Below are 18,681 nucleotides of genomic sequence, written 5' to 3' on the forward strand. Positions count from 1 at the left end.
GAACACCTTCGGCGCTATTGCGACCGCTACCGGATGCAGCCGGTGATTCCCTTGCGCACCATGAAGCGCAAGCCAAAGCCCGGCCTGCCCAGGCTGTTCGATAGGCCCAAGTACCGGCAGCGCAACATCATTGAGCGCATGTTCGGTTGGCTGAAAGAGAATCGACGGATCGGTACGCGCTACGACAAGCTGGCGAAAAGTTTTGCGGCGATGGTCTCACTGGCTTGCACCATGCGGTGTTTGCGACATTACTTTTCGTACACTGCCTAGGGCCGGAAAGGGTCCGGCTCTCCGTGACATTGTTTCAAGCGAGTAACTACGTCTGGGGATGTCTTAGCGATGTCGATTTTAGCTGTGGCATCAAGGTAGATATCTATCTTGCTTCCCCATTTGGGAGTGATATCGATACATCTCTGAGCACCCTTTTCGGTTCCCCAAAAGAACACCATGAAAAACTCTGCGTTAGGGAAGATATGACCAGTGTCTACCGTGGCTTGGCCTGGAAGAATCCTCTCCCTATAAATTCGATGCTGCGTGTCCCATATTGAGCGCAGTTCCTCGGTCCCCTCTTTGGAGTAATGAACAATTACGCTGGGGGTCGCGGCGTACCAAAACGCCAAAGGAGCCAACAAGAGGAATAGAGCTATATAGCGAGTCTTAAATTTTTTTGCATGTGTGGACACGGACACCTTCTCCCCATTGTTCTGGTGCGACTGCAAGGACCTCGGCCATTATCATTTCTGCCGTGATTCCACCGTTAGGATGCTGACTAAATAGCTTGATGCCGATACTGATTGATATCCGATCCGGGGCGTCATCCCATGCGCGAAGCCCGTTAACGCCTTCTGAGCGCTGCGGCCCCTTCCGTTTCTGTTCCTCCTTTGGCGTTGACGCCATCTCCTGCAATTTCCTTAGCGAGTCCGAGGCAATCTGCTCAAGGCCCGCTCCATCGGACAGAACGCTTTCCGAAAGACCGCCTGCCCGCCCAACGTAGCCATAGTGGACGTTCGACCAGATATCATAGAAATAGTCGTACTTACCTTGCTTGCAGTAGTAATCACCGAACTTCGCGTAGATCTTTGGCTTGTGGTCCCATGATTGGTTTTGACCAACCCGCTCAGTCCATATGGCCATAGCGGCCGCTCCATTTGCAGCAGCAATAACTTGAGGGCTGGTTGCACCTGCTTGGGCGTACCACGGCAAGTCCATATATTTCCGTGTTTCTGCCACGGTGTCGTAACTGAGCAGTTTTTTCATCTTTATTACGGCTGGGTGATGAATGTTGCGATTCATTTCATCGGCAATGTAGCTCGCTACTTCTTCCATTCGGTCTGGGTCATTACAGACCTTTTCTTCTGGCTTCTCTTCAGGCGCCTTAGAGGCCTCATTGGGATCAACCAAGGCATTTGCAGCGCTAGCCTTCTCCATCAGCTTCGGGTCAGCCAACAAGGTTGCCATCTTTTCATCGTCCACCGAGCCATCCGGGCGAAACACGCCGAGTGCTGCGAAGTTGATGATGGCAGCCCCAGGAGCAGGCCCCATGACAAAGCCACCGAAGGTATCGCCCGATCCCGTAATGATTGTCCCGCCGTGGCTGGTAGGGCTCCCTAAGTGGGCCATGGGGCGACCATTCAGGATGATCGAAGGAAACCCTGTGGTAATGACCGCGCCACAGCCGCAAGTGTCACCGACTCGGGCTGCTCCCATGAAGTTGATGTTGATGTCACCAGAAGCGCAAGCAATAGGTGTCGTACCGTGACCGGGAAGCGGGCAAACATGTTTGTCGCCCAGGCGAGCAGAAGAAAGCATTGATCGTCCTTGTGTGTTGGCGGGTCCGTGAGGCTCTTTGTCGAGCTTCGCGAACCTAACAAGTGACGATGGGCAAGGCTTTAGGACGATTCTGAACTTGGATGAAGCCCGCTCTCATTGCGATCAGCTTTCGCGATTCCGTGCAGGCTATGAGTCGGCAAACACCATCTCCCGGCTCTGCCCCATCAGCAGGCCCTGATTCTGTTCGGTCACGCTGCGGATGTAATCCCACAACAGGGTGATCCGCTTGAGCTTGCGCAGGTCCTCGCGGCAGTACATCCAGAACTGCCGGGTGATGTCTATTTCCTCCGGCAGCACTGGCAGCAGGCGCGGGTCCTGGGCTGCCAGGAAGCACGGTAGGATCGCCAGCGAGCGTCCTTGCTGGGCCGCCACGTATTGGGCGATGACGCTGGTGCTGCGCAGGTTGGCGCTGGCGCCGGGCAGCACGTTGGCCAGGTACAGCAGCTCCGAGCTGAACGCCAGGTCGTCCACGTAGCTGATGAATTGATGCTCGCTCAAGTCCGCCGGGCGGCGGATCGGTGGGTGCTGGTCGAGGTATTCCTGGGTCGCATAGAGCCGCAGGCGGTAGTCGCAGAGCTTGCAGCAGACGTAGGGGCCATGCTCCGGGCGTTCCAGGGCGATGACGATATCGGCCTCGCGCTTGGACAGGCTGATGAAGTGCGGCAGCGGCAGGATATCCACCGAGATCGCCGGGTAGGCGTCGACGAAATGGCTCAGCTGCGGGGTGATGAAAAAGCTGCCGAAACCTTCGGTACAGCCCATGCGCACATGCCCGGACAGGGCCACGCCCGAGCCCGAGACCTGTTCGCAGGCCATGTGCAGGGTGCTCTCGATCGACTCGGCATAACCCAGCAGGCGCTGGCCCTCGGCGGTCAGGACAAAGCCGTTGGTCCGGGACTTTTCGAACAGCAGGGTGCCCAGCGCGCCCTCCAGCGAACCGATGCGCCGCGACACCGTGGTGTAGTCCACCGCCAGGCGCTTGGCCGCGCTGCTGGCCTTGCGGGTGCGCGCCACTTCGAGGAAAAACTTCAGGTCGTCCCAGTTCAGCGAGCCGAGGGAGGTGATGTTTTTTTGCATGATGGACCGGCTTTTATGTGCGTTCTTATTAGAAGTTTGCACATCTATACTCCAAAAACAGTCCGACAACCAACTCGCGACGCACGCCTCATTTCAAGGCGGTCCCACGCCTTGGCTCCCTGCATAAGAACCTCAAGAAGTCAGGAGACCCGTATGAACGCATCCCTCAAGTCCGACGGCACTACCTTGCAGCAGGTCAAACTGCTGATCGACGGCCAGTGGGTCGAGTCCCAGACCCGCGAATGGCACGACATCACCAACCCGGCCACCCAGCAGGTGCTGGCCAAGGTACCTTTCGCCACGGCGGATGAAGTCGACGCCGCCATCGACGCCGCGCATCGCGCCTTCCAGACCTGGAAACTGACCCCGATCGGCGCGCGGATGCGCATCATGCTCAAGCTGCAGGCGCTGATCCGCGAACACTCCAAGCGTATTGCCCAGGTGCTTAGCGCCGAACAGGGCAAGACCATCGCCGATGCCGAAGGCGACATTTTCCGCGGCCTGGAAGTGGTCGAGCATGCCTGCTCGATCGGCAGCCTGCAGATGGGCGAGTTCGCCGAGAACGTCGCCGGTGGCGTCGATACCTACACCCTGCGCCAGCCGATCGGTGTCTGCGCCGGGATCACCCCGTTCAACTTCCCGGCAATGATCCCGCTGTGGATGTTCCCGATGGCCATCGCCTGCGGCAACACCTTCGTCCTCAAGCCTTCGGAACAGGACCCGCTGTCGACCATGCTGCTGGTGGAGCTGGCGCTGGAAGCCGGCGTTCCGCCTGGCGTGCTCAACGTGGTGCATGGCGGCAAGGACGTGGTGGACAGGCTGTGCACCCATCCACATATCAAGGCGGTGTCGTTCGTCGGCTCCACCGCGGTGGGCACCCACGTCTACGACCTGGCGGGCAAACACGGCAAGCGCGTGCAGTCGATGATGGGCGCGAAGAACCACGCCGTGGTGCTGCCTGACGCCAACCGCGAACAGGCGCTCAATGCCCTGGTCGGTGCCGGGTTCGGCGCGGCCGGTCAGCGTTGCATGGCCACCTCGGTGGTGGTCCTGGTGGGCGCGGCGAAACAATGGCTGCCGGACCTCAAGGCGCTGGCGCAGAAGCTCAAGGTGAATGCCGGCAGCGAGCCGGGCACCGATGTCGGGCCGCTGATTTCCAAGCGCGCCAAGGAGCGGGTGCTGAGCCTGATCGAAAGCGGTATCAAGGAAGGCGCCAAGCTGGAACTGGACGGTCGCGACGTCAAGGTGCCGGGGTTCGAGCAGGGCAACTTCGTCGGCCCGACCCTGTTCTCCGGGGTGACCACCGACATGCAGATCTACACCCAGGAAATCTTCGGCCCGGTGCTGGTGGTGCTGGAAGTGGACACCCTCGACCAGGCCATTGCCCTGGTCAACAGCAACCCCTTCGGCAACGGCACCGGCCTGTTCACCCAGAGCGGCGCGGCGGCGCGCAAGTTCCAGACTGAAATCGATGTCGGCCAGGTCGGGATCAACATCCCGATCCCGGTGCCTGTACCGTTCTTCAGCTTCACCGGTTCCCGTGGTTCCAAACTGGGCGATCTGGGGCCCTATGGCAAACAAGTGGTGCAGTTCTATACCCAGACCAAGACCGTCACCAGTCGCTGGTTCGACGATGACAGCGTCAACGATGGCGTGAACACCACCATCCATTTGCGTTGAGGAGTCCGCTCATGAAAATCGCATTCATCGGTCTGGGCAACATGGGCGCACCCATGGCGCGCAACCTGCTCAAGGCCGGGCATCAGTTGAACCTGTTCGACCTGAACCAGGCCGTGCTCAAGGAACTGGCCGAACTGGGTGGCAGCATCAGTACCTCGCCGCGCGCCGCCGCCGCAGACAGCGAGCTGGTGATCACCATGCTGCCGGCCGCGCCCCATGTGCGCAGCGTCTGGCTGGGTGACGACGGGGTGCTGGCGGGTATCGCCCGTGGCACGCCGGCGGTGGATTGCAGCACCATCGACCCGCAGACCGCCCGCGACGTCGCCGCGGCAGCCGCCAAGCAAGGCGTGGCTGTGGCCGATGCGCCGGTATCCGGCGGTACCGGCGGCGCGGCGGCGGGCACCCTGACCTTCATGGTCGGCGCCAGCGCCGAACTGTTCGCCACCCTGCAGCCGGTGCTGGCGCAGATGGGCCGCAATATCGTGCACTGCGGTGAAGTGGGCACCGGGCAGATCGCCAAGATCTGCAACAACCTGCTGCTGGGCATCTCGATGATCGGCGTCAGCGAAGCCATGGCCCTGGGCGATGCCCTGGGGATCGACACCAAGGTGCTGGCGGGCATCATCAATAGCTCCACCGGGCGTTGCTGGAGTTCCGACACCTACAACCCCTGGCCCGGCGTGATCGAAACCGCGCCGGCCGCCCGTGGTTACACCGGTGGCTTCGGCGCCGAGCTGATGCTCAAGGACCTGGGCCTGGCCACCGAGGCCGCCCGCCAGGCGCACCAGCCGGTGGTGCTGGGCGCCGTGGCGCAGCAGCTATACCAGGCCATGAGCCAGCGCGGTGAAGGGGGCATGGACTTCTCGGCTATCGTCAACAGCTATCGCAAGCCCCAATAGGGGTTTTTCCGGGAGCCCGCGTCGGGCGGGCTCCCGGTTTTTTGCCATCTCTCTTACCTCAATGGACCTCGCTCCCCTGTAGCCGCTGGCACGGGCCGGGATCGAGTGCGCCGTGCTCGGCAATCGCGCTTGTGCAGAAAAATCACATCGGTTTATGACCGTTCTTTACGGTCGAATATCGTCCGTAATATTTGCAAAGCAGGCGATGAAGATTCGCAAGTAGCTTTATCGCGACAATGTATAAGACATGCTCTGGCAGTATCGGGATTGATAGCTAAGGTGACTTGTGTCGACAGCGTCTCTGTCGAATGACGACATGTCATGGATATGGCATGTATATGAGGTTTTATCAGGGAGATAGACCATGGCAGATGTCCTGAGATACGGAGACAAAGTTCATATCAAGAATGGTTACAATAATTGGGATGGCGGTTATCTCGATACTTGTAACCATGCCACCGCCCCGAACAGCCTTTACGGCGTAGTCACCGCAACCACTCCTCATCGCGGCCCGGGTACTGGCACCTGGATCATCGAGTCCGCGATAGGCAAGGCAGTAGGAACCGAGGTTGAAAGTTGCGATGTGATTCTGCTGTGGAACCTCTACAAGAACGAGGGTGGCTATCTGGACACCAATGGCCACGCGACAAAACCGTCGATCTACAACGTGGTCACGGCCCTCAAGGAATCGCGGCCGGCGGATACCCTGCACTGGCGAATTTTCGCCGATACCTCAGATCCCAAGGATTTCAAGGTGAGAGAGGGGGATGTCGTGCACTTCCTGAATGGCTACAACGATGTGCGCGGCGGTTTTTTGGACACCTGTGGGCATGCCAGTGGCGAGGGCGTCAAATATGCGGTATCGACGACCCCCTATCTGAATCGGGACGGCAATACCGGCTCATGGAAAATCTCGAAAGCCAACGATTAAGTGTCAGGTGCATCACCATCAAGCACTTTAATGTGCAAAAGGGGACGTTGAAATCGTCCCCTTTTTAGTCGTTGTATTAATAGACTTTCTAAAGTTTTAAATGCGGGTTGTCTGCTTGGTTTTTTTGTTTAAGCAAGCTTGCTGGAGGTTTAAATGGGCTGTCTGTATTCGCTGGAGTGAGATGGGTGAACTTCTGGTTGGCCAATATCATTAGGCCGGGAAGTGTATGGCGGGGCGTCTGTCTTATTGCTGTGACTTTATAAAAAGAGGCGCTCCTCAATGATATGAGCGCCTCTTGATGTTTCGCGGAAAGTTCTTCGCCGGGCCGATCAGACAGTTTGCAAAACTGCGGCCCGCATTTTCGGGCGTCAGGCGAACACGAAATACTTGCGCACGGTCTCCACCACTTCCCAGGTGCCTTTCATCCCCGGCTCGACCACGAAGATATCGCCGGCGCGCAGGTGGATCGGGTCCATGCCGTCCGGGGTGATCACGCAGTAGCCTTCCTGGAAATGGCAGTACTCCCATTTCACGTAGTCCACGCGCCATTTGCCGGGCGTGCAGATCCAGGTACCCATGATCTTGCTGCCGTCTTCGCTGGTGTAGGCGTTGAGGTTGACGGTGTGCGGGTCGCCTTCGAGCTTTTCCCATTTGCAGGCATCGAGAACCGGCAGCGGGTGGGTGTCGCGCAGAACGGTGATGGGGGCAGTCGCGGTCATGAGGACTCCGGGGTCTTGGCTGAGAACTGAAGTCGCACCCTATAGCGCCCGGCACCCGGCCAGTTGTCTGTACTCGACATCGGGGTGCCCAGAAACGCAGTACCCGCCCGTGAAGTGTTGCCGCGGTTTGCATTGAAATTTCCGAGCGTGAATCAGTGATTTCCTGGCAGTTCATGCGAAAGATTCCGCGGTCGCCGGAGCATTTCGCAAGAATCTTCACGGGCATCGCTCGTATGATTCAGGTCGAAATGGCCGAGAGCAGCGCTATGAGCACAACCCCAAGCTGGTGGGACATCAGCCCGCCCCTGAGTACCGCGACCCCGACCTGGCCCGGCGATACGCCGTTCCAGGAAGAGCGGGTGTGGCAATACGGGCCCGAATGCCCGGTGAACGTCGGGCGCATCACCCTGTCGCCGCACACCGGTGCCCATGTCGACGCGCCGCTGCACTACAGCGCCGATGGCGCGCCGATCGGCGAGGTGCCGCTGGATGTCTACCTCGGCCCGTGCCGGGTCGTGCATTGCCTGGGCTGCGGCCCGCTGGTGTTGCCCCGGCATTTGGAGGGGCACCTGGACAACCTGCCCGAGCGGGTGCTGCTGCGTACCTATCGACAGGCGCCGTTGAGCACCTGGGACCCGGATTTCAGCGCCGTGGCCAAGGAGACCGTCGAGCTGCTGGCCAGCCACGGCGTGCGCCTGATCGGCATCGACACCCCGTCCCTCGACCCGCAGCAATCGAAAACCATGGACGCCCATAACGCCGTGGCCCGCCATGGCCTGGCGATTCTCGAGGGCATCGTGCTCGATGAGGTGGCCGAAGGCGACTACGAACTGATCGCGCTGCCCCTGCGTTTCGCTCATCTGGATGCGAGCCCGGTGCGCGCCATCCTGCGGCCTTTGCCGCGATAATTCCTACAATAGTATTTACAACAACGAAGCTTCGACCCCGCGCGCCCTCGATCAAGGCCGGCGCCGGGTGATCGACCGGCCGCGACCTGACATGAGGAGCCCACGCGATGAGTCAATGTCCCTATTCGAACAACCCGCCGCCCGACAACTGGCATAACGCCGAGCTGAATTTTTCCGACTCCATGAGCTACGGCGACTACCTGGACCTGGGGCGCATCCTCAATGCCCAGCACCCCTTGTCGCCGGACCACAACGAAATGCTCTTCATCATCCAGCACCAGACTTCGGAGCTGTGGATGAAACTGATGCTGCACGAGCTCAAGGCGGCTCGCGAGCACGTGCATCAGGGGCAGCTGCCACCGGCGTTCAAGATGCTGGCGCGGGTGTCGCGGATCTTCGACCAGCTGGTGCACGCCTGGGCGGTGCTGGCGACCATGACCCCGTCCGAGTACAAGTCGATCCGCCCGTACCTGGGGCACTCGTCGGGTTTCCAGTCGTTCCAGTACCGCGAGATCGAGTTCATCCTCGGCAACAAGAGCGCGACCCTGCTGCGCCCCCATGCCCATCGTCCGGAACTGCTCAAGGAACTGGAGCTGGCAATCGCCACGCCGTCGCTGTACGACGAAGCCATAGGCCTGATGGCCAAGGCCGGGCTGGCCATCGACCCCGAGCGCCTGGCCCTGAACAGCCAGGCACCGACCCAGCATGACCCGTCGGTGGAAGCGGCCTGGCGCGAGGTCTACACCGACCCGTCGCGCTACTGGGATCTGTACCAGTTGGCGGAGAAATTCATCGACCTGGAAGACTCCTTCCGCCAGTGGCGCTTCCGCCATGTGACCACGGTGGAACGCATCATCGGCTTCCAGCCCGGCACCGGCGGCACCGAAGGCGTCGGTTACCTGCGCAAGATGCTCGACACCGTACTGTTCCCCGAGCTGTGGCGCGTACGTTCGACGCTGTAAGCGGCAAGCCAACAAAAAGGCCCGGCATTCATCGAATGCCGGGCCTTTTTGTTTATGCCGAGCTGTAGCCGCTGGCGCAGCCTGCGATCGGCTCCGCAGGCGCCGTAAAACCGGCCACTGCGGTGGGGCAGGCTGAACCCGGTCGCCTGTTTTGCGGCCGCTGCGCGCCCGATCGCAGCCTCGCCGGCTCGGCAGCGGCTACAAGGTTTCCTCGTGTTCTGTAGCCGCTGGCGCAGCCTGCGATCGGCTCCGCAGGCGCCGTAAACCGGCCACTGCGGTGGGACAGGCTGAACACGGTCGCCGGTTTTGCGGCCGCTGCGCGCCCGATCGCAGCCTCGCGGGCTCGGCAGCGGCTACCGGGGCAGGTGCTGCCGTTGTCAGGCCACCGCGCGAGCGCCGGACCTGGCCACGCGCAGGCGGTAGAACACCCAGATCAGCGCAACCCACACCGGGATGGCGTAGACCGACACCCGGATGCCGGGAATCATCAGCATCACGCTGACGATCATCAGCATGAAGGCCAGGCACAGGTAGTTGCTGAACGGAAACCAGAAGGTCTTGAACGACGGCACTATGCCTTGCTGGCCCATGGACTTGCGGAACTTCAGGTGGGTCAGGCTGATCAGCGCCCAGTTGATCATCAGGGACGCGACGACCAGCGCCATCAGCAGTTCCAGCGCTTCCTGCGGCGCCAGGTAGTTGACCACCACGCAGAGCAGGGTGATCAGCGCCGAGACGCCCAGGGCCAGCAATGGCACGCCCTGCTTGTTCAGCTTCATCATCGCCTTGGGCGCGTCGCCCTGTTCGGCCAGGCCGTAGAGCATGCGGCTGTTGCAGTACACGCCGCTGTTGTACACCGAGAGCGCCGCGGTCAGGACCACGAAGTTGAGGATGTGCGCCGCAGTGTCGCTGCCGATCAGGGCAAAGATCTGCACGAACGGGCTGCCGCTGTAGGAGTCGCCGGAAGCGTTGAGGGTCTGCAGCAACTGGTCCCAGGGGTACAGCGACAGCAGCACGGTGAGGGCGCCGACGTAGAAGATCAGCACCCGGTACACCACCTGGTTGATCGCCTTGGGGATTACCTTGCGTGGCTCGCTGGCCTCGGCGGCGGTGATGCCCACCAGTTCCAGGCCGCCGAAGGAGAACATGATGAAGGCCATGGCCATCAGCAGGCCGGTGCCGCCATTGGGGAAGAACCCGCCGTGGCTCCACAGGTTGCTCACCGCCGCCTGCGGGCCGCCGCTGCCGCTGGCCAGCATGTAGCAGCCCAGGGCGATCATGCCGATGATGGCCACCACCTTGATGATGGCGAACCAGAACTCGGCTTCGCCGAAGAACTTCACGTTCATCATGTTGATCAGGTTGACCAGTACGAAGAACACCGCCGCGCTGACCCAGGATGGGATTTCCGGCCACCAGAACTGCACGTACTTGCCCACGGCCGTGAGTTCGGCCATGCCCACCAGCACGTACAGCACCCAATAGTTCCAGCCGGCGAGAAAGCCGAAGTAACCGCCCCAGTATTTGTGTGCGAAGTGGCTGAAGGACCCGGCCACCGGTTCCTCGACGATCATTTCGCCGAGCTGGCGCATGATCAGGAAGGCGATGAACCCGGCTATCGCATAACCGAGGATCATCGAAGGGCCGGCGGACTTGAGCACGCCGGCGGAGCCCAGGAACAGTCCGGTGCCGATCGCCCCGCCCAGGGCAATCAGCTGGATATGGCGGTTCTTCAAGCCACGCTTGAGTTCGCCGGGTTTCAGGATCTCATCCACTAATCACGCTCTCTTCTCATTGTTATCGGATCTGTCCGTATTCGCGGCCAGATCGCGGCTGACGGCGGACGGATCAGATATTACTCTCGGTGAACTTCTCGTAATACAGCTGAACGCTCTCAAGTTGCTGATCTTGCAACCAGTTCTTGATCGACTCGACCATCGGTGGCGGTCCGCAGACGTACATGTCCACCGGAGCATCGCGCAGTTCGCTGCAGTCAAAATGCTCGGCGATATAACCGCGCTTGCCCGGCCAGTCCGCCGTCGGCTCGCTGATCACCGGAGTGTAGCGAAAGCCCGGCAGTTGGCCGGCATAGGCCTCGATACGCGCGGTTTCGCACAGGTCGGCGACGTTGCGCACCCCGTAGTACAGGTGCACCGGCTGGGTGCAGCCGTCGGCGACCAGTTGCTCGAGCATGGCCAGCAGCGCCGACAGCCCGGTGCCGCCGGCCACCAGCACCAGCGGCCGGACGATATGGCGCAGGTAGAAGGCGCCCAGCGGCGCCTCCAGCTCGATGCGGTCGCCGACCTGGCAGCGTTCGCGGAGGTAATTGCTCATCGCCCCGTCGGGCAGCAGGCGCAGGAGGAATTGCAGCTGCTGGCTGCCCGAACGGTTGGCGAACGAGTAGGAGCGCTTGCTCGACGTGCCGGGGACCGACAGCCGGGCGTATTGCCCCGGCAGGAAGTCCAGCGCCGCCTGACCCTCGTCGAGCTGCAGTTGCAGGATCGCCGTGCTGTCGGAGACCTGGCGCACTGCGCTGACTGTGGCGCCGAGCTGTGCGGGCCCCGCGGCGCTGCACAGGCTGGAATCGAAGTCGAAGTAGAAGGTGGCATCGGACTGCACCCGGGTCTGGCAACTGAGCATCTTGCGCTGCTCCAGGTCGGCGCTGGAGAGGGCTTCCTCGTCCACGTAGTCCTGGCTGTAGGTGCCCGATTCGCAGCGGCCCTGGCAGGTGCCGCAGACGCCCTCGCGACAGTCGAGGGGAATCTTGATGCCGTTGCGCAGGGCGGCGTCGAGCAGTATTTCGTTGGCGTTTACAGGGAAGAACAGCGTCTTGCCGTCGGCAAAGCTGAACGCGACCTTGTGGTTCATGCCCGGTCTCCGTCAGAGGTGGTAGAAATCGAGCACCGAGTTGATGGTGTCGTTGAGCAGCAGCACATGCTTGCGGGTGATCAGCCAGCTGTCACCGTGGGCCTTGAGGCTGTAGGTGGCATGGCCGAAGAACTGCTCGGCGGTGGCCAGGCGATAGAACAGCGTGTGCCAGTTCAGCCGTACTTGCAGGCTGCCATCAGCCTGCTCGGCGATTCGCACGTTGCTGATGTTGTGCAGGGTGCGCGGCATCGGAATGGTCGAGGCGGCCTTGCCGGTACGCAGGCGGAACACCCGGTCTTCCAGGCCCGAGCGGTTGGCGTAGTAGATCAGCGACATGCCGCGTTTGGGGTCGGTGGTGTAGACATGCTCGGAGTCCCACTGCGGCAGGTGGAACTCGCTCTGCGGGTCGAAGAGTTCGAGGTAGGCGTCCCAGTCCTGGGCGTCGCACAGCTCGGCCTTGCGGTAGAAAAACTGCTCGATACGGTATTGCAGTTGCGCACTCATATTCACACCTCACGCAGTTTCAGGGATTGCCGGGCCAGCCCGTCGAGGAGGAATCTCTGCCAGTTGCGGTGCTGGTTGACGTACAGCCCTTCGTGGGTGAATTCGGTGCCGGTCATGGCTGGCTGGATGCCGATGGCCTCGCTGTTGCGGGTCGGCCCGGTTGCCCAGCGGTGGCTGCCGCGGGAGATGTCGCTCCAGCGTTCCAGACGGCCCTGGAAACCGCGCTGGGCTTCGCGGAATTCCACCAGGTCGTCGGGGGTGCCCATGCCCGAGACGTTGAAGAAGTCCTCGAACTGGCGAATGCGGTTTTCCCGGTCGGCGTCGGACTCGCCCTTGACCCCGATGCACTGGCTGATGATCTCGGTCTTGTTCCAGGCCAGCGGGCGGATGATCCGCAGCTGCGAACTGATCTGGTCGAGGAAGAACAGGCTCGGGTAGACGTTGAGGTTGCGCAGGCGGTGCATCATCCATTCGGCTTTTTCCTGGCCGTACTCCTCCACCAGCCGCGGCATGATAGTGGCGTAGCCGGAGCGCACCGCGGGGTTGGGCATGTCGCTGAACAGCACGCTGTGGCCGTTGTTGAAGGCGAACCAGCCGTCGTCGGTGTTGGCGTCGCCGGCGCCGAGCTTGCTGTAGTCGAGGGTGGCGCTGGCGCCGCCGTTCTCGCTGTTGACCTGCTGGCGGTGCTGCACCGTGGCCACGTAGTTGTAGTGCACGGTGCTCACGTGATAACCGTCGAGGCCGTTCTCGTTCTGCAGTTTCCAGTTGCCGTCGTAGGTGTAGGCGGACTTGCCGGGCAGGACTTCCAGTTCACCGGTGGGCGACTGGGCGACCATCATGTCGAAGAACACCTTGGCGTCGCCGAGGAAGTCCTCCAGGGAGTTGTCGGCGTGGACGTCGAGGCTGATGAAGACGAAGCCCTTGTAGCTGTCGATGCGGGCCTTCTTCAGGCCGCGGGTGGCCTTGTCGAAGCCTTCGGGGTATTCCCCCGGCGCCTTGACCTTCACTAGGCGCCCGTCGCTCTTGTAGCACCAGGCATGGAACGGACAGGTGAAGGTGGACTGGTTGCCCTTGCCGAGCCGGGTCAGGGTGGTGCCGCGGTGCTGGCAGGCGTTGATCAGCGCGTTGAGCCGGCCTTCGCCGTCGCGGGTGATGATCATTGGCTGGCGCCCGGCGCGCATGGTGACGAAGTCGTGGTTGTTGGCCAGCTCGCTTTCGTGGCAGGCGTAGATCCAGTTCTTCTCGAAGATCAGTTCCATCTCCAGGTCGAACAGCTCGGGCTCGGTGAACATGTCCCGGGCGATGCGGAATACGCCGTCGTCCGGACGAAAATCCAGGCAGCCGTCGATGAAGCTTTTCCATTGTTCTGTGTTTCTTGCACCACTCATGAGTGAGTACCTTTCTTGTTCAGGCCAATCGGTGCATGCATTAGAGAGAGTGCGGGGCAGGGGTGGCTATCCGCTTAGTCGGCCAAGGCCATCCACAAAATTGCATGGCCACGTTCATCTGTAGCCGCTGCCGCAGGCTGCGATCGGCTCGGTCCGCGTTCGGGCGCAGCAGGCGCAAACCGGGTATCGCGGTGTTTCAGGAGGATCGCGGGCTCAGGTCTTGCGACGACTGCGTCGTCGATCGCAGCCTGCGGCAGCGGCTACGGGGGCGGCGTTCGGGTGTGGTGGAAATACCCAGGGCCTGGGTGGCAGGCGATCAACGGCTGCACCGCGATGTCGCGATGAGCTACTGTTTGGCGCAGTCTTGCGTGGGTTTTGCGCACCGGGTGGACGGGTTCTATCCACTTAGTCGGCGATTGCTATCCAGTCGGTTGGCAGTGCCGGGCGGTGGCGCAAAACTTGCTCTTGCAGGTCACTACTTCAAATCAGACGCGCCGTCAGAGCGCGCAAAAAAAATATTGCCGTGGGTGCGCCGTGATGAATAGCAAGGCTGATTCGCAGTTTCGCGATATTCGTATCGATCGCTACGACCTCGAGGGGGCGAGAAGCTGGATGTCCGGCATTTGCGGGCCGCATCGGCTCGAAACCAGCACCCCCGAGCGCATCCGCTTTCACCACAGCGCCAACGTGTTCAAGTCGCGGGCCACGACCCTGGGCACCATCGAATACGGCACCGACGTCACCATCGATATCGAAGACGCCGAGCGCTTCAGCAGCTACAGCCTGAGCCTGCCGCTGAGCGGCGATCAGGAACTGAGCAAGGACGGCCGGCTGCTGCGTTCCAACCGCGACCAGGGGGTGATCATCGCGCCCAATGAAAGCCAGATGCTGGCGATCTCCGGCGACTGCCGCAAAGTCCAGGTGGTGATTACCCGGGCGGCCATGAGCGAGGCCCTCGAAGCCTTGCTGCAACGCCCGCCGCAAGCGCCGCTGCGCTTCGAGGCGGTGATGGATGCGGTGGAGGGGGCGTCGGCGTCCTGGTGGCGCATGGCGCGCTATTTCATCGCCGAGCTGGAGCGCAGCAGCGAGCTGTACGAACAGCTGGCCTTCACCCGGGACCTGGAAAGCTCCTTGATCAAGGGCCTGATCCTGGCCCAGCCGAACAACTACTCGGCGCAGCTGCGCGAGGTGCTGGAGGTCAAGTTGCCCCACTACCTGGTCCGCGCCCGCCAGTACATTCACGCCAACGCCCGCGAACCGCTGGGCCTGGAAGACCTGGAAGCCGCCGCCGGGGTCTCGCGCTTCAAGCTGTTCGAGGCCTTCAAGAAGTATTTCGCCCTGTCGCCGATGGTCTACCTGAAGAAGTACCGGCTCAACGCGGTGCGCCAGGAGATCCTCGAACACGGCTCGGCGCGGACCATTTCCGAGATCGCCCTGGGCTGGGGCTTCAGCCATCTGGGGCGGTTCTCCGCCGAATACCGCAAGCTGTTCGGCGAGTCGCCCAGCGTCACCCTGCAGCGCCACGACGCGCGGCGCCTGGGTGGTTTCTAGGCAAGCCTACTTGCGCAGCACCAGGTCCAGCAGGCCGTCCTGTTCCTTGATTTTCTGCAGGACGATTTCCGAGCGGATGTCGGTGACCCCGGACGTGCGGTTCAGGTGATTGACGATGAAATCCGAGAAATGCTTGAGGTTGCGCGCCTGGACCCGCAGCACATAGTTGCTGGCGCCGGTGACCACATAGGCGGTCACCACTTCCGGCCACTGCTGGACCTTCTTGATAAAGGTCTCGTGCCAGTCCGCCACGTCCTGGCGCAGCGACACATGAACGATGGCCTCCAGCTCGATCCCCAAACGCTCCGCATTCAATACCGCGCGATAGCCGCTGATGATGCCTTCGCCCTCCAGCAGGCGCAGGCGACGCAGGCAGGCCGAGGGCGAGAGGGCGACTTTCTCCGCCAGCTCCTGGTTGCTGATACGACCGTCCTGTTGCAGGAAGTGCAGGATTCGCAGGTCTGTAGAGTCGAGAATCATGGTTGGCATTTATCCGCGTTTTTTTAAGTTGTAGTCGAATAATCTTCGAGACTGTGCCGCTCTCATAGCGCATTTTGCACGAAAATTCTCCAGGGCTTCGTTCATTATTTCTTCACCGCGCAGCCGCCGATGCCGCCCCTGGCATGGCGTGTGCCGCCGCATGCCTTAGTGAAAAACAGGACTTCCCATGACAACAAGAAACCACTGCCTAGCCCTCGACGCACAGGACCCGCTGGCACCGCTGCGCAACCAGTTCGCGCTGCCCGACGGGGTGATCTATCTCGACGGCAACTCCCTCGGCGCCCGCCCGGTCGCGGCCCTGCAACGGGCGCAACAGGTGATTGCCGAGGAATGGGGCAATGGCCTGATCCGCAGTTGGAACACTGCCGGCTGGCGCGACCTGTCGCAGCGCCTGGGCGACCGCCTGGCCAAACTGATCGGCGCCGATGCCAACGAAGTGGTGATCACCGACACCACCTCGATCAACCTGTTCAAGGTGCTCAGCGCCGCCTTGCGGGTGCAGGCGCTCAAGGCGCCGCAGCGGCGGGTGATCGTCAGCGAGAGCAGCAACTTTCCCAGCGACCTGTATATCGCCGAAGGCCTGACCGAGATGCTGCAGCAGGGTTATTCCCTGCGCCTGGTGGACAGCCCCGAGGAGTTGCCCCAGGCCATTGGCGAAGACACCGCGGTGGTCATGCTGACCCACGTCAACTACAAGACCGGCTACATGCACGACATGCAGGCGGTGACCGCGCTGACCCACGAATGCGGCGCGCTGAGCCTGTGGGACCTGGCCCACTCCGCCGGCGCGGTGCCGGTGGACCTGAAGCAGGCCGGCGCCGACTACGCCATCGGCTGCACCTACAAATACCTCAACGGCGGCCCGGGCTCGCAAGCCTTCGCCTGGGTCTCGCCGGCTGTCTGCGACCTGGTCAGGCAGCCGTTGGCCGGCTGGTTCGGCCATGCGCGGCAGTTCGACATGGACGTGCAATACCAGCCGAGCAGCGGCATCGCCCGCTACCTGTGCGGCACCCAGCCGATCACGTCGCTGGCCATGGTCGAGTGCGGCCTGGAGATCTTCGAGCAGACCGACATGGCCAGCCTGCGGCGCAAGTCCCTGGCCTTGACCGACCTGTTCATCGAACTGGTGGAACAGCGCTGCGCGGCCCATGGCCTGAAGCTGGTCACCCCGCGCGAACACGACAAGCGCGGCAGTCATGTCAGCTTCGAACACCCCGAAGGTTATGCGGTGATCCAGGCCCTGATCGCCCGGGGCGTGATCGGCGACTACCGCGAACCGCGGATCATGCGCTTCGGCTTCACGCCGCTGTACACCCGCTTCAGCGAAGTCTGGGACGCGGTGCAGATCCTCGGTGAAATCCTCGACCAGAAAACCTGGTCCCAAGCGCAGTTCCAGGTGCGCCACAGCGTCACCTGATACCCCAGGCCTCGTTGTCCTGCCGTGGCGATTTTTTCGGCGGCGGGGCTTCGGTCGCCTCCAATAAAGCGTTCTGAGAAAACATAATAATAAGGAACATGCAGAATGAAACCGCCCCTCTGGTCAGCCTTGCCGCTTGCCATCAGTACCTGTCTCGGCCAACTGGCGTACGCCGCCTCCGACCATGGATTCGTCGAAGACAGCAGCCTGACCCTGACTAACCGCAACTTCTATTTCTATCGCAACAACCTCAACAACCCCGGCGCCCAGAATTATCGGAACGAGTGGGCTCATGGGGTCCTGCTGGATTACCGATCCGGCTATACCCAGGGAACCGTGGGCTTCGGCATCGACGCCTTCGCGCAGGTGGGGATTAAACTCGACAGCGGCAAGGGACGTAGCGGTACGGGTTTGTTGCCACTCGACTCCGACGGTCGCGCCGAGGATGAATACTCCGAAGCGGGCGGTGCGCTCAAGATGCGAATCTCGAAAACCGAACTCAAATACGGCAACCTGACACCGCTCAACCCGGTGTTCGGCACGGGTAACGCGCGACTGTTCACCCAACAGGCTAACGGCTTTCAGCTGACCAGCAGCGAATTGAACGGTCTGCTGCTCGACGCCGGGCACTTCACTTCAGGCAACGACAGTGCATCGACCAATGACAACGGCGCCCTCAAAGCCTTGTATGCCGGCGTGGAAACCCGCAGCGTCGATTACCTGGGTGGCGTCTATAGCCTGAACGAGCAGTTAAGCGTCAGCCTGTACGGCTCGCAGTTCACCGATATCTGGCGGCAGTACTATGCCAATGCCAGCTACACCTACCCAGTCAGCGCAAGCCAGTCGCTGAACCTTGACTTCAATATCTACCGCACCAACGACACCGGCCAGAGCCTGGCCGGGAAGATCGACAATACCACCTGGTCGCTGGCCGGTTCCTACAAGGTCGGCGCACATCGCTTGACCCTGGCCTATCAACGCGTCGATGGCGATGAACCGTTCGATTATCTGGGGTTCGATCAGCAGCCGGGCACCTCGATTTTTCTCGCCAACTCAATACAGATCGTTGATTTCAACGCACCCAACGAACGTTCCTGGCAACTGCGATATGACTTGGACATGGCGCCTTTCGGTGTGCCGGGGCTGAGTTTCATGTCGCGGTATGTCAGCGGCGATCATATCGACGACAGCCACTATGACGGTGGCGTCAATGGCGCCTATGGCCGTTACGGTAGCGACGGAAAACGCTGGGAACGGGACATTGAAGCGCGCTACATCGTGCAGTCCGGCAAGGCCAAGGACCTGTCGCTGCGAGTGCGCCAGGGCTCGCTGCGTTCAACCAGCCAGGTGGCTCGAGCGGATACCACCGACAACAATGAAGTTCGACTCATTATCGAATATCCGCTGAGTATTTTCTGATCCATTCGCTGCCGCATATGACGGCCC

General features: G+C 61.4%; 18 protein-coding genes. 9 read left to right on the plus strand and 9 right to left on the minus strand.

Features of this window, described 5'->3' with window-relative positions; genetic code table 11:
• Positions 1 to 270: transposase (locus CRO75_RS30255; RefSeq protein ID WP_143504082.1), on the plus strand; the 270-nt coding region annotated here is incomplete at its 5' end.
• On the opposite strand, the gene CRO75_RS33445 is transcribed toward CRO75_RS30255, so the two are convergent.
• The 3 genes from CRO75_RS33445 to CRO75_RS30270 form a co-directional block, all read right to left on the minus strand.
• Entirely contained in the window at positions 267 to 689 is a 423-nt protein-coding gene (locus CRO75_RS33445; protein ID WP_097140221.1) for a hypothetical protein, read from the minus strand. The two genes, CRO75_RS30255 and CRO75_RS33445, sit on opposite strands and share 4 nt — an antisense overlap.
• Positions 658 to 1,809, minus strand: coding sequence for a polymorphic toxin type 44 domain-containing protein (locus tag CRO75_RS30265; protein WP_097140223.1), 1,152 nt, complete (start codon positions 1,807 to 1,809; stop codon positions 658 to 660). Before CRO75_RS30265 ends, CRO75_RS33445 begins: the two co-directional genes overlap by 32 nt.
• A 147-nt stretch (positions 1,810 to 1,956) precedes the next feature.
• Positions 1,957 to 2,907, minus strand: coding sequence for a LysR family transcriptional regulator (locus CRO75_RS30270; RefSeq protein ID WP_097140225.1), 951 nt, complete (start codon positions 2,905 to 2,907; stop codon positions 1,957 to 1,959).
• Between the two features lie 153 nt (positions 2,908 to 3,060).
• Between CRO75_RS30270 and CRO75_RS30275 the strand changes: the two genes are divergently transcribed.
• The 3 genes from CRO75_RS30275 (at position 3,061) to CRO75_RS33450 (ending at position 6,417) form a co-directional block, all read left to right on the plus strand.
• Positions 3,061 to 4,587, plus strand: coding sequence for a CoA-acylating methylmalonate-semialdehyde dehydrogenase (locus tag CRO75_RS30275; protein ID WP_097140227.1), 1,527 nt, complete (start codon positions 3,061 to 3,063; stop codon positions 4,585 to 4,587).
• Between the two features lie 11 nt (positions 4,588 to 4,598).
• Positions 4,599 to 5,486 carry a 3-hydroxyisobutyrate dehydrogenase gene (gene mmsB / locus CRO75_RS30280; protein WP_053259553.1) on the plus strand — a complete coding sequence of 296 codons (888 nt, stop codon included), beginning with the start codon at positions 4,599 to 4,601 and terminating at the stop codon, positions 5,484 to 5,486.
• A 364-nt stretch (positions 5,487 to 5,850) separates the two neighbouring features.
• The gene (locus CRO75_RS33450) at positions 5,851 to 6,417 is read left to right on the plus strand and encodes a hypothetical protein (RefSeq protein WP_239990680.1); all 567 of its coding nucleotides are present in this window, start codon (positions 5,851 to 5,853) and stop codon (positions 6,415 to 6,417) included.
• 368 nt (positions 6,418 to 6,785) lie between these two features.
• Here the strand turns inward: CRO75_RS33450 and CRO75_RS30290 are convergent, their stop codons facing one another.
• Positions 6,786 to 7,136, minus strand: coding sequence for a cupin domain-containing protein (locus CRO75_RS30290; protein WP_007922165.1), 351 nt, complete (start codon positions 7,134 to 7,136; stop codon positions 6,786 to 6,788).
• Positions 7,137 to 7,402: 266 nt separating this feature from the next.
• Between CRO75_RS30290 and kynB the strand changes: the two genes are divergently transcribed.
• Together kynB and kynA are read left to right on the plus strand one after the other, a co-directional pair.
• Positions 7,403 to 8,044, plus strand: coding sequence for an arylformamidase (gene kynB / locus CRO75_RS30295; RefSeq protein WP_009042053.1), 642 nt, complete (start codon positions 7,403 to 7,405; stop codon positions 8,042 to 8,044).
• 107 nt (positions 8,045 to 8,151) lie between these two features.
• Positions 8,152 to 9,006 carry a tryptophan 2,3-dioxygenase gene (kynA, locus tag CRO75_RS30300; protein ID WP_053259555.1) on the plus strand — a complete coding sequence of 285 codons (855 nt, stop codon included), beginning with the start codon at positions 8,152 to 8,154 and terminating at the stop codon, positions 9,004 to 9,006.
• 377 nt (positions 9,007 to 9,383) lie between these two features.
• On the opposite strand, the gene CRO75_RS30305 is transcribed toward kynA, so the two are convergent.
• The 4 genes from CRO75_RS30305 to antA all read right to left on the minus strand — a co-directional run bounded on the left by CRO75_RS30305 (position 9,384) and on the right by antA (position 13,766).
• A complete protein-coding gene (locus CRO75_RS30305) occupies positions 9,384 to 10,781 on the minus strand; it encodes an amino acid permease (protein WP_007927390.1) in 1,398 nt (465 codons plus the stop codon).
• A 73-nt stretch (positions 10,782 to 10,854) separates the two neighbouring features.
• Positions 10,855 to 11,874 (minus strand): anthranilate 1,2-dioxygenase electron transfer component AntC, encoded by a 1,020-nt coding sequence (gene antC, locus CRO75_RS30310; protein WP_097140231.1) that lies wholly within the window; start codon positions 11,872 to 11,874, stop codon positions 10,855 to 10,857.
• 12 nt (positions 11,875 to 11,886) lie between these two features.
• Positions 11,887 to 12,378 carry an anthranilate 1,2-dioxygenase small subunit gene (antB, locus tag CRO75_RS30315; protein ID WP_097140233.1) on the minus strand — a complete coding sequence of 164 codons (492 nt, stop codon included), beginning with the start codon at positions 12,376 to 12,378 and terminating at the stop codon, positions 11,887 to 11,889.
• A gap of 2 nt (positions 12,379 to 12,380) precedes the next feature.
• A complete protein-coding gene (gene antA, locus CRO75_RS30320; protein WP_062823737.1) occupies positions 12,381 to 13,766 on the minus strand; it encodes an anthranilate 1,2-dioxygenase large subunit in 1,386 nt (461 codons plus the stop codon).
• Positions 13,767 to 14,303: 537 nt separating this feature from the next.
• Here antA and CRO75_RS30325 point away from each other — a divergent pair.
• A complete protein-coding gene (locus CRO75_RS30325; RefSeq protein WP_009042059.1) occupies positions 14,304 to 15,317 on the plus strand; it encodes a helix-turn-helix domain-containing protein in 1,014 nt (337 codons plus the stop codon).
• Positions 15,318 to 15,323: 6 nt separating this feature from the next.
• On the opposite strand, the gene CRO75_RS30330 is transcribed toward CRO75_RS30325, so the two are convergent.
• Complete coding sequence (locus CRO75_RS30330; RefSeq protein ID WP_007927404.1) at positions 15,324 to 15,797, minus strand: Lrp/AsnC family transcriptional regulator; 474 nt, start codon at positions 15,795 to 15,797, stop codon at positions 15,324 to 15,326.
• 187 nt (positions 15,798 to 15,984) lie between these two features.
• Here CRO75_RS30330 and kynU point away from each other — a divergent pair, with 187 nt between their 5' ends.
• A complete protein-coding gene (gene kynU / locus CRO75_RS30335) occupies positions 15,985 to 17,235 on the plus strand; it encodes a kynureninase (protein ID WP_097140235.1) in 1,251 nt (416 codons plus the stop codon).
• Positions 17,236 to 17,340: 105 nt separating this feature from the next.
• On the plus strand, positions 17,341 to 18,654 hold the full coding sequence (locus CRO75_RS30340) for an OprD family porin (RefSeq protein WP_097140238.1): 1,314 nt from the start codon (positions 17,341 to 17,343) through the stop codon (positions 18,652 to 18,654).
• Positions 18,655 to 18,681: the final 27 nt, after the last annotated feature.

It is taken from the genome of Pseudomonas sp. LAMO17WK12:I10, from assembly GCF_900215185.1.
GTDB classification, from domain to species: domain Bacteria; phylum Pseudomonadota; class Gammaproteobacteria; order Pseudomonadales; family Pseudomonadaceae; genus Aquipseudomonas; species Aquipseudomonas chlororaphis.